Source organism: Pseudomonas sp. R43(2017), from assembly GCF_002112345.1.
In the GTDB taxonomy this organism is placed as follows: Bacteria; Pseudomonadota; Gammaproteobacteria; order Pseudomonadales; family Pseudomonadaceae; genus Aquipseudomonas; species Aquipseudomonas kribbensis.
In genome coordinates, this window is sequence record NZ_NEHJ01000005.1 from 380,958 (window position 1) to 397,993 (window position 17,036).

Sequence of the window (17,036 nt, forward strand, 5' to 3'; positions counted from 1 at the left end):
TGATGGAGAAGCCAAAAAAATGGGCGCCGGTGTGGGCGCCCATTTTTATGTTGCTGACGGAGTCGCTGATTAACCGATGGTCATCAGGCTGGCGTTTCCGCCCGCTGCCGCAGTGTTGACGCTCAACGCGCGCTCGATCACCAGGCGCTCCAGCGCAATGTTGGTCTCGCCCTGGGACAGGCCCTGAACCCCGACGATGGCGCCGGCACGCTTGGCGATCTGCTGGCAGACCGCACGCAGCTGGTCGGAATGGCCGTGATGCAGAACCGCATCGAACACCACGTCGTCCTTGTTCCAGTCGGAAACCAGTTTGATCCGCGCCTGAATTTCCTTCGGCAGGCGTGCGAACAATGCCTTGCTGGTGTCGGATTCCGGCCAGACCGCCGAACCGCCCACCGCCAGTACCGCAGCGAGCTGAGTCAGCAGATCTCCTTCGATGTCCGCCAGGCACAGCACGTGCTCGCGCGGCAGGATCGCGTAGCTGTTCTTCTCGCCGGTCGGGCCGGCCAGCACGCGGGTGATACCGCTTTGCGACTGGGCTGCGTACTGCACGCACAGCGTGCTCAGGTCGGCAAACTTGTTGCTGTCGGCCCAGGCTTTCAGGGCAACCAGCGGTTTGCTCAGGGCATCGCGCAGACGAACGTCCGGTGCCACGGCAGCATCACCGCGAGCGAAGGATTGTTCGATGGCATCAGTAGGACGCGTCGACAGCAGACGGTACAGGTACAGCGGGCCACCGGCCTTCGGACCGGTACCCGACAGGCCTTCGCCACCGAACGGCTGGACGCCGACCACGGCACCCACGATGTTGCGGTTGACGTAGACGTTACCGGCGTTGACGTTGTCGATCACCTTGGCGATGGTCTCGTCGATGCGGGTGTGCACGCCGAGGGTCAGGCCGTAGCCGGAGGCGTTGATCTGGGCGATCAACTGGTCGATCTCTTTACGCTTGTAGCGCACCACGTGCAGCACCGGGCCGAAGATCTCGCGTTGCAGCTCGTCGAAGCTTTCCAGTTCGATCAGGGTCGGCATGACGAAGGTGCCGCGTTTGACTTCCTCGGCATCGGCGATCGCCACCTGGTAAACGTTGCGACCTTTGTCGCGCATGCCCTGGATGTGTTTCTCGATGCCGGCCTTGGCTTCGGCGTCGATCACCGGGCCGATGTCCACGGACAGACGCTCCGGGTTGCCGAGACGGCTTTCAGCCATCGCACCTTTAAGCATTTCGATGACGCGATCAGCGGAATCTTCCTGCAGGCACAGGACGCGCAGCGCCGAGCAACGCTGACCGGCGCTGTCGAAGGCCGAGGACACCACGTCGATCACCACTTGTTCGGTCAGTGCCGAAGAGTCGACGATCATCGCGTTCTGGCCGCCGGTTTCGGCGATCAGCGGAATCGGACGGCCCTGGTTATCGAGACGACCGGCGATGTTGCGTTGCAACAGGCGCGCGACTTCGGTGGAACCGGTGAACATCACGCCTTTGACGCGCTCATCACCCACCAGACCCGCGCCGACGGTTTCACCGCGACCCGGCAGCAGTTGCAGCACGCCTTCCGGAATCCCGGCTTCGAGCAGCAGGCGCACGGCTTGTGCGGCCACCAGCGGGGTTTGTTCGGCCGGTTTGGCCAGTACCGGGTTACCGGCGGCCAGTGCGGCGGCGACTTGACCGCTGAAGATGGCCAGCGGGAAGTTCCACGGGCTGATGCAGACCACCGGGCCCAACGGGCGGTGGGCATCGTTGCTGAAATCGTTGCGTGCCTGCACCGCGTAATAACGCAGGAAGTCGACGGCTTCGCGGACTTCGGCGATGGCGTTGGCGAAGGTCTTGCCGGCTTCGCGGGCCAGCAGGCCCATCAGCGGCTGGATTTCGCCTTCCATCAAGTCAGCGGCGCGCTCCAGAATCGCGGCACGTTCGGCCGGCGGCGTGGCCTGCCAGATCGGTGCAGCGTTCAGGGCGCATTGAATGGCGTTGTCGACGTCTTCGACGGTGGCTTCCTGCACGTGGCCGACCACGTCACGCAGATCGGACGGGTTCAGGACGGGGGCCGGCGCTTCGTTGCTGGAAGCGCAACCAAGCATCGGCGTGGCTTTCCAATTGTTGTGCGCAGTGGCCAGCAGGGCGCAGGACAGCGATGCCAGACGATGTTCGTTGGCCATATCGATGCCGCTGGAGTTGGCGCGCTCGGAACCGTACAGGTCACGCGGCAGCGGAATGCGCGGGTGCGGCAGGCCGAAACCACCTTCCACGGTCGCCATCTGCTCGATCTGCGCAACAGGATCAGCCACCAGTTCCTGAATCGAAATCGACTGGTCGGCAATACGGTTGACGAACGAAGTGTTGGCGCCGTTTTCCAGCAGACGACGTACGAGGTACGCCAGCAGGGTTTCGTGGGTGCCGACCGGGGCGTACACGCGGCACGGACGGTTCAGCTTGCCTTCGGAGACTTTGCCTACAACCTGCTCGTACAAAGGTTCGCCCATGCCGTGCAGGCACTGGAATTCGTACTGGCCCGGGTAATAGTTCTGACCGGCAATGTGATAAATCGCCGACAGGGTGTGGGCGTTGTGCGTGGCGAACTGCGGATAGATGACTTCCGGCACCGACAGCAGTTTGCGTGCGCAGGCGATGTAGGAAACGTCGGTGTACACCTTGCGGGTGTAGACCGGATAGCCTTCCAGGCCTTCGACCTGGGCGCGCTTGATTTCGCTGTCCCAGTACGCGCCTTTCACCAGGCGGATCATCAGGCGATGACGGCTGCGACGAGCCAGGTCGATCACGTAGTCGATCACGTACGGGCAACGCTTCTGATAAGCCTGAATCACGAAACCGATGCCGTTCCAGCCAGTCAGTTGCGGCTCGAAGCACAGGCGCTCGAGCAGATCCAGCGACAGCTCCAGGCGGTCGGCTTCTTCGGCGTCGATGTTCAGGCCGATGTCGTATTGCTTGGCCAGCAGGGTCAGCGACAGCAGGCGCGGGTACAGCTCGTCCATCACGCGCTCGTACTGGGCGCGGCTGTAACGCGGGTGCAGGGCCGACAGCTTGATCGAGATGCCCGGGCCTTCATAAATCCCACGGCCGTGGGACGCTTTGCCGATCGAGTGAATGGCTTGTTCGTACGAGGCCAGGTACTTCTGGGCGTCGTGTTCGGTCAGTGCCGCTTCACCGAGCATGTCGTAGGAATAACGGAAGCCCTTGGCTTCGAACTTGCTCGCGTTGGCCAGGGCTTCGGCGATGGTTTCGCCGGTCACGAACTGCTCGCCCATCAGGCGCATGGCCATGTCGACGCCCTTGCGGATCATCGGTTCGCCGCTCTTGCCGATGATGCGGCTCAGGGATGAAGTCAGGCCGGCTTCGTTGTGAGTCGACACCAGTTTGCCGGTCAGCAGCAGGCCCCAGGTCGCTGCGTTGACGAACAGCGACGGGCTGTTGCCAAGGTGCGGCTGCCAGTTGCCGGTGCTGATCTTGTCGCGGATCAGTGCATCGCGAGTGCCCTTGTCCGGGATACGCAGCAGCGCTTCGGCCAGGCACATCAGCGCCACGCCTTCCTGGGACGACAGGGAAAATTCCTGCAACAGGCCCTGAACAATGCCTGCACGACCGCCGGCACTCTTCTGGTTACGCAGTTTTTCCGCGATGTTGGCTGCAAGTTTGTTGGTGGCTTCGGCCATCGGTGCTGGCAGGCGAGCCTGTTCGATCAGCATCGGCACCACTTCCGGCTCAGGGCGGCGGTAAGCGGCGGTGATTGAGGCGCGCAGCACCGATTGCGGCAGGATGCTTTCGGCGAATTCGAGGAAGCATTGGTGAGCGTGATCGGTGTGGACTTCGCCTGCGTCATCGGCGTCCTTGGCGGTCAAACCGTTCAGCTCGGTCAGGGTTGCACCACCCTCGAGTTTTTCCAGGTAATTGAAAATTGCCTGCTTGATCAGCCAGTGCGGCGTGCGATCAATCGAGGTTGCGGCGGCCTTCAGGCGCTCGCGGGTCGGGTCGTCAAGTTTGACCCCAAGGGTGGTGGTAGCCATATTTTTATCCTCATAGGTGCCGCAGTTGCGCGACAACAGCTGGCGGCAAGATTAGCCGCGAGCCGAAAGAGGTGCAACCGGGTGCAACCCTTTTTTTGTCGGAATATTCGGCAGCTTGTCAGGAATAAATTTCAGCTTCGCGAGGATCGCTCTAGATAGGTGCTTTCAAGGCACATGGCGGGGTGTGACTGCGCCGCAACGGTGCAAAAACGGCGGTTTGCGGCCGAAAAAATGACGTAGGTGCAACTAATTCTCAAGAAACTGGTTGCACCTGTTTTGCTTTGTTGCATAGGATTCGCGCCCAAGGTGCAACCGGGAAACCAGGTGTGCCGGCCAATGGCTTTCCTGGGGAAACATTGGTCATAAATGCGCGGCCGTGCGAATCGTCTGTCAGACGTCAGTCTGCAAACGGTGCAACCGCCGCCGCTACATAAAAACAAAGCCAGGGCACGTACGTAATGAGCGCAAGCAATCCAACCCTGATCACGTTCGTGATCTACATCGCAGCAATGGTGCTGATCGGCTTCATGGCCTATCGCTCCACCAACAACCTTTCCGACTACATTCTGGGCGGCCGCAGCCTGGGCAGCGTGGTGACCGCATTGTCCGCCGGCGCTTCCGACATGAGCGGCTGGTTGCTGATGGGCCTGCCGGGCGCCATCTACATGTCTGGCCTGTCCGAAAGCTGGATCGCCATCGGCCTGATCGTCGGTGCCTACCTGAACTGGCTGTTCGTCGCCGGCCGTCTGCGTGTTCAAACCGAGCACAACGGCGATGCGCTGACCCTGCCGGACTACTTCGCCAGCCGTTTCGAAGACAAAAGCGGCCTGCTGCGCATCATTTCGGCAGTAGTGATTCTGGTGTTCTTCACCATCTACTGCGCTTCCGGCATCGTGGCCGGCGCCCGTCTGTTCGAAAGCACCTTCGGCATGTCCTACGAGACGGCGTTGTGGGCCGGTGCTGCGGCGACGATTGCCTACACCTTCGTCGGCGGTTTCCTCGCGGTGAGCTGGACCGATACCGTTCAAGCCACCCTGATGATCTTCGCCCTGATCCTGACGCCGATTATCGTTCTGCTGGCGACCGGTGGCGTGGACACCACATTCCTGGCCATCGAAGCCAACGACCCGAGCAACTTCGACATGCTCAAGGGCACCACCTTCATCGGCATCATCTCGCTGATGGGCTGGGGCCTGGGCTACTTCGGCCAGCCGCACATCCTGGCGCGCTTCATGGCCGCTGACTCGGTGAAATCCATCGCCAACGCCCGTCGTATCTCCATGACCTGGATGATCCTGTGCCTGGGCGGCACAGTAGCCGTGGGCTTCTTCGGTATCGCTTACTTCTCGGCCAACCCGGACGTGGCAATGCCCGTGACCGAGAACCACGAACGTGTGTTCATCGAGCTGGCGAAAATCCTCTTCAACCCGTGGATTGCCGGTGTCTTGCTGTCGGCCATTCTGGCGGCGGTGATGAGCACCCTGAGCTGCCAGTTGCTGGTGTGCTCCAGCGCCCTGACCGAAGACTTCTACAAAACCTTCCTGCGTAAGTCCGCCTCGCAAGTCGAGCTGGTATGGGTCGGTCGCGCCATGGTGCTGCTGGTTGCACTGATCGCCATCGCGATGGCCGCCAACCCGGACAACCGCGTGCTGGGTCTGGTGTCCTACGCCTGGGCCGGTTTCGGCGCAGCCTTCGGTCCGGTCGTGCTGATCTCGGTGATCTGGAAGAAAATGACCCGTGACGGCGCACTGGCCGGCATCCTGGTCGGCGCGATCACCGTGATCGTGTGGAAGCACTTCGAAGTGCTGGGCCTGTACGAAATCATCCCGGGCTTCATCTTCGCCAGCCTGGCCATCTACTTCGTCAGCCTGATGGGCCAGCCAAGCACTGGCATGGTTCAGCGCTTTGAAGCGGCCGAGAAGGACTTCCATCTGAACAAGTGATGGGAATGAGCTGAGGCTCACAAAAGAACGGCCCGTTTCCTGGCAGGAAACGGGCCGTTTTTTATTGCCTGCAAGTTCTTTGAAAACACCGAGAAACCCTGTGGGAGCGAGCTTGCTCGCGAAGGCGTCCTGTCATTCAAATCTGTTTTTCTGACACACCGCATTCGCGAGCAAGCTCGCTCCCACAGGGATTGGTGATGTTGTGGAAGGAAATGTCTGTAGTTGAAGGCGCCTATTCTTGAAGGGGAGATCGAAGTTTCAAGTAGGGAAAATCTGATTTTCCGGTCACCCAACCTGCACCCCTTGCCCCTCATGCAGAATCGCCCGCCTTCATACTGCAGAGAGACATCGGATGTTCGCGCCTGCCAATCAACCGCGTTTCACGTTGACCGTCGAAGGCGCCCAGTTTGATCTCAAAGTCCTTGAGTTCACGGGCAAGGAAGCCATCAGCCAGCCCTTTCGCTTTGACCTGGAACTGGTCAGCGAGCGACCGGACCTGGACCTTGAAAGCCTGCTGCACTGTCAGGCGTTTCTGGGTTTTGATGAAGGCGGTTCCGGTATCCACGGCCAGATCTATCGGGTCGGGCAGGGGGATTCCGGCAAGCGTCTGACCCGCTATCACGTCAGCCTTGTTCCGCGTCTGGCCTATCTTGGCCACCGGATCAATCAGCGGATTTTCCAGCATCAAAGCGTGCCGCAGATCGTGACGCAGATCCTCAAGGATCACGCGATCCTGCGCGATGCCTTCGAATTTCGCCTCGGCAGCGATTACCCGCCCCGTGAATATTGCGTGCAGTACGCGGAGAGCGATCTGGCGTTCATCCAGCGCTTGTGTGCCGAGGTCGGTATTCATTTCCACTTTCAGCACAGCACGGACGGGCACCTGTTGGTGTTCGGCGACGATCAAACGGTATTTCCGCGTCTGGCCGAACCGACGCCGTACCTGCCGGGCAGCGGCATGGCTGCGGCGGCACCGGCGATCAAGCGCTTCACCGTCCGTGTGGAAACCCGAACCAGCGTGGTCACCCGCCGTGATTACGACTTCACCAAACCGCGCCTGCCGCTGCAGAGTCGTGTCGAAAGCGAACAGCGCCCGGTGCTGGAGGATTACCACTTTCCCGGCCAGTTCACCGAACGCGAAACCGGCAAGCAACTGGCCCGGCGCACCCTTGAGCGACATGTCGCCGATTACCGTCAGGCCGAGGGGCGCAGCGATCAATCTGTCTTGGTCAGTGGACATTTCCTGCAACTGACCGGGCATCCGCGCCAGGATTTGAATGATCTCTGGCTGCTGACCTCCGTCGAGCACCATGGCCGGCAGCCGCAAGTGCTGGAGGAGTCGGTGACCAGCGATGGCGACGAATTCCAGGGTTACCGTAATACCTTTCTCGCCACGCCGTGGGGCGTGTTCTTCCGCCCGCCGATGGGCCCGGAGAAACCTCGGATGCTCGGCTATCAGCCGGCCGTGGTCACCGGCCCGAAAGACAGTGAAATCCATTGCGACGAGTACGGCCGGGTCAAGGTGCAACTGGCCTGTGATCGTGACGGCGAACTCAACGAACATTCCAGCTGCTGGCTGCGGGTCGCCAGCGGTTGGGCTCACGACCGTTATGGCAGCGTGCTGATCCCGCGGGTCGGCATGGAAGTGCTGGTGGGGTTCATCGACTCCGACGCCGACAAACCGCTGGTCATGGGTTGCCTGCCGAACGCCGCGACGCCGGTGCCGCTGGATCTGCCGGCCGACAAGACCCGCAGCATTTTCCGTAGCCAGAGTAGTCCCGGCGGCGGGGGCTACAACGAATTGCGCATCGAGGATCGCAAGGGCGCCGAGGAAATCTACCTGCGGGCTCAGCGAAACTGGACGCAGCATGTGCTGAATGATCAGCAGGTGCAGGTGGATAACCAGCGCAGCGTTGTCGTGACGGGGCTGGCGAAACATGAACTGAAAGCCGATGAGCAGCGCATCACTCACGGTCAGCGCCAGACCGAAGTGAAGCAGGACGACCACCTCACGGTGACCGGCGACAGGCATATTCGGGTGAGCAATCAGGCGATCAACGCCAGTGCGCAATTCCACGTCAGCGCCGGCCAGCAAGTGGTGATCGACGGCGGGGCGAGCGCGACCATTCAGGCGGGCGGGCAGTGGATCAACATCGGCCCCGGCGGGATCTTCAGCAGCGTGCCGATTGTGGTGGGTGGTGCGCCGATGGCGGCAATGAGCGCGGCGCCGACCGTGCCGGGGTTGCCGGAGAAACTGGCGGCGGCACCGGCTGCGATTCTGACTGCTGCGCAAATCATGAGTCTTAAAGGAGATGCGCCGTTCTGCGAAGAATGCGAGCGCTGCAAGGAGGGTGTCTGTGCGGCCTGATCAATGGTTGAAGGATGAACCGCTGAAAACGACAGAGCAGCTGTTCGCGATTTTCAGCAGCGCCAGTGCCGTAGAACCGCTGAAAGCCTGGCCTTCGGAGGCGCAGATGCCGAAACCGGTCTGGGCGGAAACGATCTATGCCGAGTGGGATGCGGTGATGCCCTACGTGGGAATCGTCGACGCGGGTAGTGAGTTTCTGGATTGGGTGGCGAGCACGGAGTCTCGGGACTGGGGCTGGCTGGCGATTTCTTCGGCCGGGCTTGATGCGGTGGTCGAGCACTTTCGCAGTTTGACTCAGGTGTTGATGCCGGACGGGAAAGCGGTGTTCTTCCGGTTCTGGGATGGGCGGTTTTTGTTGCCGATCCTTGAGTCGTCCGAGATGGATGCCGGGCAATTGCTCTCGGTCCTTACGCGAGGGTTGATCAACGGTCAGACCGTGGAGATCGAGGGCAGGGCGCAGGTCTCGGGTCGGGAGTTTCCTTGGTGGTCAGTGCCGGAAAAGCTGCTGTCGCAGTTCGGCGATGATACCCGGATCAACAACGCCTTGCAGTGGTTGAGTGAGGAGCAACCTGCGTTGTTCGAGGCGTTTCCCACCGATGTTTTGCGCTGCAAGGTTGTCAGGTTTTTTGCGGTTACGGCGTCGGACGAATCGTCGGCTTCGGCGTTGCTGGACTACTTGCGGGACGAGTCAGAGTGAAATTTCCGGGCAAAGGCTTCGGACGTTTCCTGCGAGTTGCGGCGGTTTTCGTGAACTGGTGGGCGCGGTGGTGCGGGGATAGTCTTTTGGCTGTCACTGCGAGAGTGGTGACAGGGTGTAGGAACCCTTGGAAAACTCACCGTGCATTCGCTCTGCTCTTTGATTGCGGCACTTGAACGTGCCCATGACATTGTTCGCGGCGGCTGTGCGCGGGAACGCTTCGGCGTAGCTGAGTTTGGTGGGTTCCTCAGTTTCCTACTCTCGCGTACAGCTGCCACCCAAACCTGTAGGAAGGTCGTTGGCAGCCTTACTTAACCTGCCGAGGTGCAAACAATATGTCGACGTTAAAACCTGATCCACCCTACGAACCTTTCATCCCTCACCCCAACAACCGCCTCATGGCGCTGACCAGCAACTGCAACGACATGCCCACCCTGTTCATCGACACCCACGCCCCGCTCGACATCCTGATGGACGCCGCCAACTACCGCATCCGCGCGGTCATCCAAGTCCTGGAAAACATGTGCATGCGCGGCTCGGTCGAGTGCGACTCGGTCATCCTCAGCGACTTCGCCCAGCTCTGCGTTATTCCATTGCGCGACGGCTGTGATGTGCTGGATGTGATTGGCCGCAGGTTGCGTGACCGACCTTAGATCCCATCCCCTCACCCTAGCCCTCTCCCAGTGGGAGAGGGGACCGACCGAGTTGTTTGGATGATGTACGCCGACCTGCGACTTTGACGGTGAACTTGGCTTGGCCAAGCTGAGGGCGTGGTGATCTCTCAGGTCGATGCAAGCCGAAAGATCACCACCGTCAGTCCCCTCGCCCTCCGGGAGAGGGTTAGGGTGAGGGGGCTCTCACGGATGTACCCGACAGCTAGACTGCCCACTCACCCCTTTCCAAAGATCCTTCCAACATCGGTTTTGGAAAGATCATTTAGTCAGGCGAGAAGATTTCAGTTTTGCAGATACTGATCCTGCGACTTTATGAAAGTGTCAAATTCCGGGGAGTTATAAATTTCCAGGCAGGAATAGAACACTATGTTTTTACCAGTCTGTTTGCTGGTAGAGGAGGTTTTTAGGTAGGCGCTTGTCATGTATTTCTCAGTCTCAGCATACGGATCATGCGTGACCTCCAGCGTGTCCTCATTCTGAACAATGGTGTGCAGGCCTTTGCCCATCAATGAGTAGGCTCCGGCGGACAGTTCGATGTCCTTTTTCATTGCGGAATGTTCTTTGAATGGCGCCAGGATGCAACGGCTCAGGCCGTAGTTCTTGAGGTTCTGACGTGCTTGTTCAGTACGGCTTTCGCTGGCAACGGTTTGGTATGAGCTGAGCAGGCACAAGAGAGAGATGATCGGGCGACGCATTTGGTTTTGACTTCCTGTCGGGCTTGGTGAGCGAGTGTAACTCCATAGATCGATAGCCCTCACCCTAACCCTCTCCCAAGGGTAGAGGGGACCGACCGAGGTGTTTGGATGATCTGCGCCGACCTGCGACTTTGACGGTGAACTTGGCTTGGCCAAGCTGAGGACGTGGTGATCTCTCAGGTCGATGCAAGCCGAAAGAACACTACCGTCAATTCCCTCTTCCTCGGGTAGAGGGGACCGACCGAGTTGTTTGGATGATGTACGCCGACCTGCGACTTTGACGGTGAACTTGGCTTGGCCAAGCTGAGGTCGTGGTGATCTCTCAGGTCGATGCAAGCCGGAAGAACACCTCCGTCAGTCCCCTCTCCCCCCCGGGAGAGGGCTAGGGTGAGGGGTTGCTCAAGGATGTACCCGACAGCAAGACCACCCACTCAGCCCCCAACCCCTGACTTGCCGCCCGGTAAAAGGTAAACTTCACGGCCCTCGCAGGAGCAGCCATGAATTATCGTCACGCCTTCCATGCCGGCAATCACGCCGATGTGTTCAAACACCTGACCTTGACCCGCCTCATCGCCCTGATGTCGCGCAAGGAGCAGCCGTTTGCCTATCTCGACAGCCACGCCGGCATCGGTCTGTATGACCTGCAGGGCGATCAGGCCAACCGTACCGGCGAGTACCTGGAAGGCATCGCGCGGTTGTGGGACCAGCCGGATCTGCCGGCGCTGACCGCCGACTACATGAACGTGCTGCACGAGATGAACCCGGATGGCCAGTTGCGCTATTACCCGGGTTCGCCGGAGCTGGCGCGGCGTCTGACCCGTTCCCAGGATCGCGTGCTGCTCAACGAGAAGCACCCGGAAGACGGTGTGCTGCTCAAGGACAACATGAAGGGCGACCGTCGTGTGGCGGTGCATCTGGGTGAGGGCTGGCACGTGGCGCGGGCGTTGCTGCCGGTGGCCGAGAAGCGTGCGGTGATGCTGATCGACCCGCCGTTCGAGAAACTCGACGAGATGCAACGTTGCGCGGCGTCCTTGAAAGAAGCGATCTCGCGTATGCGCCAGACTGTTGCCGCGATCTGGTATCCGGTGAAGGACCAGCGCGCATTGCGTCGTTTCTATCAGGATCTGGCCGGCACCGGTGCGCCGAAGTTGCTGCGGGTCGAGCTGCTGGTGCATCCGCTGGACACGCCGAACAGCCTGAACGGTTCCGGGCTGGCGATTGCCAATCCGCCGTGGGGGCTGGAGGAAGAATTGCGTGAGCTGCTGCCGTGGTTGTCCAAGAAACTGGGCCAGACTCAGGGTGGATGGCAGATGGATTGGTTGATCGCCGAGAGCTGATCAACCGTCAATCGCTCCCACGCCAAGCGCGGGAGCGATCAGGGCGGGCTTAGTTACCTGCCAGGCTCGGTGGCATGCAAACGCCAGTGCCGCCAATCCCGCAGTAGCCTTCCGGATTTTTCGCCAGATACTGCTGGTGATAGGTCTCGGCGAAGTAAACGGTCGGCGCCTGTTCAATCTCGGTGCTGATTTCACCCAGACCCGCCTTCGACAGCTCGGCCTGATACACGGCCTTGCTCTTCAGCGCCGCATCCAGTTGCTCCGGGTGGGTCGCGTAGATCACCGAACGGTACTGAGTGCCGATGTCGTTGCCCTGACGCATGCCCTGGGTCGGGTTGTGCAATTCCCAGAACATTGCCAGCAGCTCTTCGTAGCTGACCTTGGCCTTGTCATACACCACCAGAACCACTTCAGCGTGTCCGGTCAGGCCCGAGCAGACTTCTTCGTAGGTCGGGTTCGGCGTGAAACCGCCGGCGTAGCCGACCACGGTGCTGACCACGCCTTCGCGCTGCCAGAAGCGGCGTTCCGCACCCCAGAAGCAACCCAGACCGAAAATCGCGAAGTCGACGTCCTGAAAGAACGGGCCCAGCAACGGCGTTTCGGTGAAAACAAAGTGTTTTTCAGGCAGGGCCATCGGGGTTTCACGGCCGGGCAGAGCTTGTTCTTTAGTCGGTAGCACGTTTTTGTTCACCAGAATTTCCGAGCGCAGAACCATGATCGTTCCTCTCAGTCAGGATGGGATGTAAATAAGCAGACCACCAGTGTGCCCAATGATGCCCGATTTCGCACTATTCAAATGTGGGAGCGAGCTTGCTCGCGAAGGCGGCGCTCCATTCAACATTTGCAGTGACTGACTCACCGCTTTCGCGAGCAAGCTCGCTCCCACAGGGTTAGGGGGGATTATCGGATTTAGAGGCAGAGCGGGCCGCGCGGGTAGCGTTTGAGCGCCTGGATCAGCTCGCCGCCCGGAATCGGCCGGTCGAACAGGTAGCCCTGGCCGACGTCGCAGCGATGACGGCGCAGGAATGCCAGTTGCTCGGCGGTCTCGATGCCTTCGGCCACGACCTTGAGTTTAAGGTTGTGGGCCATGGCGATCACGGCGGAGGTGATTTCCATGTCGTCCTGGTTGTCCGGGATTTCATGGATGAAGCTGCGATCGATCTTGATGATGTCGATCGGGAATTTCTTCAGGTAGCTGAGCGACGAGTAGCCGGTGCCGAAGTCGTCCATGGCCAGGGTCAGGCCCAGGCGCTTGAGCTGGTCGAGCTGCAAGTGGGTGTCTTCGGTGGCTTCCAGCAGCAGGCCTTCGGTCAGTTCCAGCTCCAGCAGATTGGCCGGCAGGGCTTCTTCCTTGAGGATGTTGGCGATCGAGGCCACCAGATCCGGGTCGGAGAACTGCTTGGGTGACAGGTTGATCGCCACTTGCAGGTTGCCCATGCCCGCAGCGGTCAGCGCTTTGCTCATGCGGCAGGCCTGGCGGGCGATCCACTTGCCGATCGGAATGATCAGGCCGGTTTCTTCGGCGACGCTGATGAACTGGTCTGGGCGGATCATGCCGCGCTCCGGATGATTCCAGCGCAGCAGCGCTTCCATGCCCAGCAGCCGGCCGCTGCGCAGGCACAGCTTCGGCTGATAGAACACGTCCAGCTCGTTCTGGGTCAGGGCGCGGCGCAGGTTGTTCTCGACGAACAGTTTGTAGCTGGCCTCGGCGTTCAGCGCTTCGGTGAACACCTGCACCTGGTGTTTGCCGTTGGCCTTGGCCTTGTGCAGGGCGAGGCCGGCGTTGCGCATCAGGGTCTGCGGGTCGCGGCCGTGCAGCGGCGCGCAGGCCAGACCCACGGAGCCTGTGACGCTGATCAATTGGTTGTCGACGAACATTGGCTTGTCGAGGGTCATCAACAACTGACTGGCGATCTGCTGGCCGGCCTCGAGGTCGGTATTGTCGAGCAATACCGCGAATTCGTTGCTGGCGAATCGCGCCAGGCTGCCGCTCGGGCTCAGGCTGTTGCGCAGACGACGTGCCAGGCTGATCAACAGTTTGTCGCCGGTCTGGTGACCGAGGCTGTCGTTGATCCGCTTGAAGTTATCGATGTCCACCAGCAGCAGGCTGATCGGGGTATCGCTGTCTCGGGCGAAGCGTTCGTCCAGATTGCGGATAAATGCAGGCCGGTTACCGAGGTTGGTCAGGTTGTCGGTGTAGGCCAGGCGCTCGATGCGCTGCTGCGCCAGTTTGGTCTGGGTGATGTCTTCGTAGATGCCAATGTAGTGCGTCAGCTCACGGTTGTCGCCATAGACCTTGGAGATCGACAACTGGCCCCAGTAGGGTTCTAGGTTCTTGCGGCGGCTCTTGAATTCGCCCTGCCAGCTGTTGCTCTTGGCCAGCGCGGAGGGGGCGTCGAACAGCAGCTCGCTGAGGTTTTCCAGGGCCGGCAGCTCCGACAGACGCTGGCCGTGGACTTCCTCGGTGGTGTACTGGGTGATCGCGGTGAAGCTCGGGTTGACGTACTCGACCACGCCGTCGCAGTTGACCAGCAAAAAGGCGTTGGCACTTTGCTCGACCGCACGCTGGAACAGGTGCAGGGCGCTGGTGGCGGTGCGCCGGTTGTGATTATTGATGACCTGGGCGAACTGGTCGGCCAGCTCGCCGGCAAAGGCGATCTCGTCGGACTGCCAGGCGCGGGTGACGCCGGTCTGCTCCAGGCACAGCACGCCGACCACCTGGCCATCGACGCGGATACTGGCATCGAGCATGGCGTTGACGTCGCGAGGGCGCAGGGCTTCGGCCATTTCCCGGGTGCGCGGGTCGCGCATCGCGTTGTGCGCGTCGATGGCGCGACTGCCGTGCAGCGCCTCCATGTAATCGGGAAAGCCGCTGACGTCGATCACGTCCGGCAGGATGTATTCCTGGGTGGCGCGGTGGTAGGCCGAGATCGGCACCAGTTTCTGGCCTTCGAGGTTCCACAGGCTGGCGCAGTCGATTTCGTAGATATCGCAGGCGCAGCGGGTGATCAGCTCGGCGGCTTCCTGCAGGGAGTTCTGGCTGCTGTAGCGCTGGCGGGCCAGCAACAGGATCAGGTCCTGCTGGGCGCGCACCCGCTCCAGGTGCTGCAATTGTTCCTGCTGGGCGCGCTGATTGAGCTCAAGGGCGATTTGCAGGCGGGAGTTCTGGGTTTCCAGGTCGACGGACGGCAGCGTTGGTGCTTCGTCAAATACATCGTCGACCGCCAGCAGGTAACCGCGCAGCAAGTGGCGGTTGTGCTGTTTGTAGGCTTCGCCGAGTTCGAGAATGCTCAGGGCGCCGGCGGCGGTGTGCAGGGTGTAGCGCACCAGATAATGCGGGCTCTGGCCGAGTTGCTGCTGGATCGCATCGTGCAACTGATAGCGCGCTTCGGGCTCCATCAGGCTGGCGTAGGGCGAACCGACCAGGGCGCAGAGTTCGACGGCCGGCTGGCCGAACTGGCGTTCGCAGTTGGGATCGAGAAACAGCATCGCCCAACTGGCTTCATTCAGGCGCTCGAAACGCAGCATGCCGAGCCGCGAGGGCACAGGCAACTGCGTCACTACCTCGGCCGCCATACGGCTGGCGGCATCGGGTTGGCTCTTCATGAAGGGAACTCGCTTGGAAATTTGCTGAACGCGCCGGGCTCTCGCCCTCTTTACTGTTGCCTGCGGCAAGGTTGCATCATTGCGGCACCGACTGACAAGAGACATGAAGGCCAAGTGCTATAAGAATATGTCGGCTGCGGCGGGCATTTCTCCAGCGGGTGGCGGAAAGTAATGCGTGATCGCCGGGAAAGTGCCGTTCCAGAGCCATCGGGCAACTGGAACGGTAAAGCCTCCGGGTTTAGCGAAGTGGAATGTTGATCGTTTGCAGGCGCTTGCCATCGCGGTCGTGGTAGTTGACCTGGATGTGCCCGGCCTCAACCACCATGTGGGCAAAGTTGTCCTGACTGACGACCTCGCTGGTCAGTGTGTGCCGGTATTCTCCTGCGTCGGTACGGGCCAGCGGCTTATCGAGAATGAACGTCGAGGCCGTGGCATAGGGCAACAGTTTGCTGTTGCTCAACGGCGAGGACACGATGGTGTGCACTTCGAAGTCAGGATCGTCGCTGTGGGTCAGGCGGGATGTCAGCGAGCCATGCACGTCACCGGAAATGAACACCACGTTTCTGATCCGATGCTGGCGGATGGTTTCCAGCAGGCGCAGGCGCTGTTCGGGGAAGCCCATCCAGGCATCCTCGCCGTTCATTTTGCGATCCGGGTAGAACATGACGCTGGTGACCACGCATTTGACCCGCGCGGGGCTTTCGATCAACCACTTGCACAAGGCCTGTTCCTGTTCTTCATCCAGGATGCGGCGGTTCTCACTGGACAAGTTGCGACGGGTACGACTGTCGGTCACAAACCACTCGATATCGCCATCGCTGAATTGATACCAATAGTGCTTCAACGAAGAATGCTCTATTTGACCGTTAGTTGTGAGCGAGCAGGCTGGGCTATGACTGGCCTGATAGATTTCGTAAGCCGCCATTGCATTGTGAAACAGTGCCTCATCGGAGGTGCCGGCATTTGCTGGCCAGTTATCTTCTATTTCATGGTCATCGAGAATCATATAAGTAGAAGTGCCCGACATTAGTCTTCTGATGTTGGGCTGAGAGAAAGCTGCACGATATTTGGCAATGATCTCGTTATATTCGCGGTCCGGTGCAATCAGGTTCAAATCATCGGCGTAGATCTGGTCACCGCTCATCATGATCGCGCTGACCGGGGGTTGTGCGCCTTCTATCAATTGGCTGATCGAGGCGAAGATCCGGTCGCCCTGATGCGGCAATACGGGGATGCCGGCGGTCAGGCGCAGGTAGCGGCAGGAACCGAGGATATATGCGCGAGGCTGCAAGGCCTGGCTGCTGCGGGTACGCAGGCGATAAGTTTCCCGTGGCCATTGCAGCGGCAACTCCGCGACACTTTCGATGGTGTGGGTCGGACTCATAGGGCTGAAGTAGCCTGTCTGGTATTCGTAATCGGTATCGGCGTTCAAGTTGTCCAGAAGCAGTACGCCAGACATGTCACGTTGCTTATCCAGCCGGATGAACCGGCCGTAGTGCCATTGTTTTGAATCGGTGACCCGATAACGAATGCCGGCAAATACAGCACTATTGTCCTGAAAGTCGCCGCGCACAAATATGCGTGTCTGGTTAGTTGTAGTGTGACCAATAATGGGGCCGACAGTCGGATTTAGCATGTTCGATTCCATTCGAATAAGTGTTGATTGAGAAGAAAGCGTTTGAATATCCATTGG

At 60.2% G+C, this 17,036-nt stretch carries 10 protein-coding genes; 5 read left to right on the plus strand and 5 right to left on the minus strand.

Features of this window, described 5'->3' with window-relative positions; genetic code table 11:
- Positions 1-69: 69 nt before the first annotated feature.
- A complete protein-coding gene (gene putA, locus CAG02_RS16625; RefSeq protein WP_085711095.1) occupies positions 70-4,023 on the minus strand; it encodes a trifunctional transcriptional regulator/proline dehydrogenase/L-glutamate gamma-semialdehyde dehydrogenase in 3,954 nt (1,317 codons plus the stop codon).
- Positions 4,024-4,481: 458 nt separating this feature from the next.
- Between putA and putP the strand changes: the two genes are divergently transcribed.
- The 4 genes from putP (at position 4,482) to CAG02_RS16645 (ending at position 9,684) form a co-directional block, all read left to right on the plus strand.
- Complete coding sequence (gene putP, locus CAG02_RS16630; protein WP_085711096.1) at positions 4,482-5,966, plus strand: sodium/proline symporter PutP; 1,485 nt, start codon at positions 4,482-4,484, stop codon at positions 5,964-5,966.
- Positions 5,967-6,318: 352 nt separating this feature from the next.
- Positions 6,319-8,334 carry a type VI secretion system tip protein VgrG gene (locus CAG02_RS16635; RefSeq protein WP_085711097.1) on the plus strand — a complete coding sequence of 672 codons (2,016 nt, stop codon included), beginning with the start codon at positions 6,319-6,321 and terminating at the stop codon, positions 8,332-8,334.
- Complete coding sequence (locus CAG02_RS16640) at positions 8,279-9,031, plus strand: DUF4123 domain-containing protein (protein ID WP_139831886.1); 753 nt, start codon at positions 8,279-8,281, stop codon at positions 9,029-9,031. Before CAG02_RS16635 ends, CAG02_RS16640 begins: the two co-directional genes overlap by 56 nt.
- Before the next feature lie 335 nt (positions 9,032-9,366).
- Positions 9,367-9,684, plus strand: a complete 318-nt coding sequence (locus tag CAG02_RS16645; protein ID WP_085711099.1) for a hypothetical protein — start codon at positions 9,367-9,369, stop codon at positions 9,682-9,684.
- A gap of 302 nt (positions 9,685-9,986) precedes the next feature.
- Here CAG02_RS16645 and CAG02_RS16650 read toward each other — a convergent pair whose 3' ends face one another.
- Complete coding sequence (locus CAG02_RS16650) at positions 9,987-10,400, minus strand: hypothetical protein (RefSeq protein WP_085711100.1); 414 nt, start codon at positions 10,398-10,400, stop codon at positions 9,987-9,989.
- Between the two features lie 497 nt (positions 10,401-10,897).
- Between CAG02_RS16650 and CAG02_RS16655 the strand changes: the two genes are divergently transcribed.
- Positions 10,898-11,737 (plus strand): 23S rRNA (adenine(2030)-N(6))-methyltransferase RlmJ, encoded by an 840-nt coding sequence (locus CAG02_RS16655; protein ID WP_085711101.1) that lies wholly within the window; start codon positions 10,898-10,900, stop codon positions 11,735-11,737.
- Between the two features lie 49 nt (positions 11,738-11,786).
- On the opposite strand, the gene msrA is transcribed toward CAG02_RS16655, so the two are convergent.
- The 3 genes from msrA to CAG02_RS16670 all read right to left on the minus strand — a co-directional run bounded on the left by msrA (position 11,787) and on the right by CAG02_RS16670 (position 16,979).
- Positions 11,787-12,452 (minus strand): peptide-methionine (S)-S-oxide reductase MsrA, encoded by a 666-nt coding sequence (msrA, locus tag CAG02_RS16660; protein WP_085711102.1) that lies wholly within the window; start codon positions 12,450-12,452, stop codon positions 11,787-11,789.
- Positions 12,453-12,646: 194 nt separating this feature from the next.
- Positions 12,647-15,343, minus strand: coding sequence for a bifunctional diguanylate cyclase/phosphodiesterase (locus CAG02_RS16665; protein WP_085711103.1), 2,697 nt, complete (start codon positions 15,341-15,343; stop codon positions 12,647-12,649).
- A gap of 238 nt (positions 15,344-15,581) precedes the next feature.
- A complete protein-coding gene (locus CAG02_RS16670) occupies positions 15,582-16,979 on the minus strand; it encodes an alkaline phosphatase D family protein (RefSeq protein WP_085711104.1) in 1,398 nt (465 codons plus the stop codon).
- Positions 16,980-17,036 lie beyond the last annotated feature (57 nt).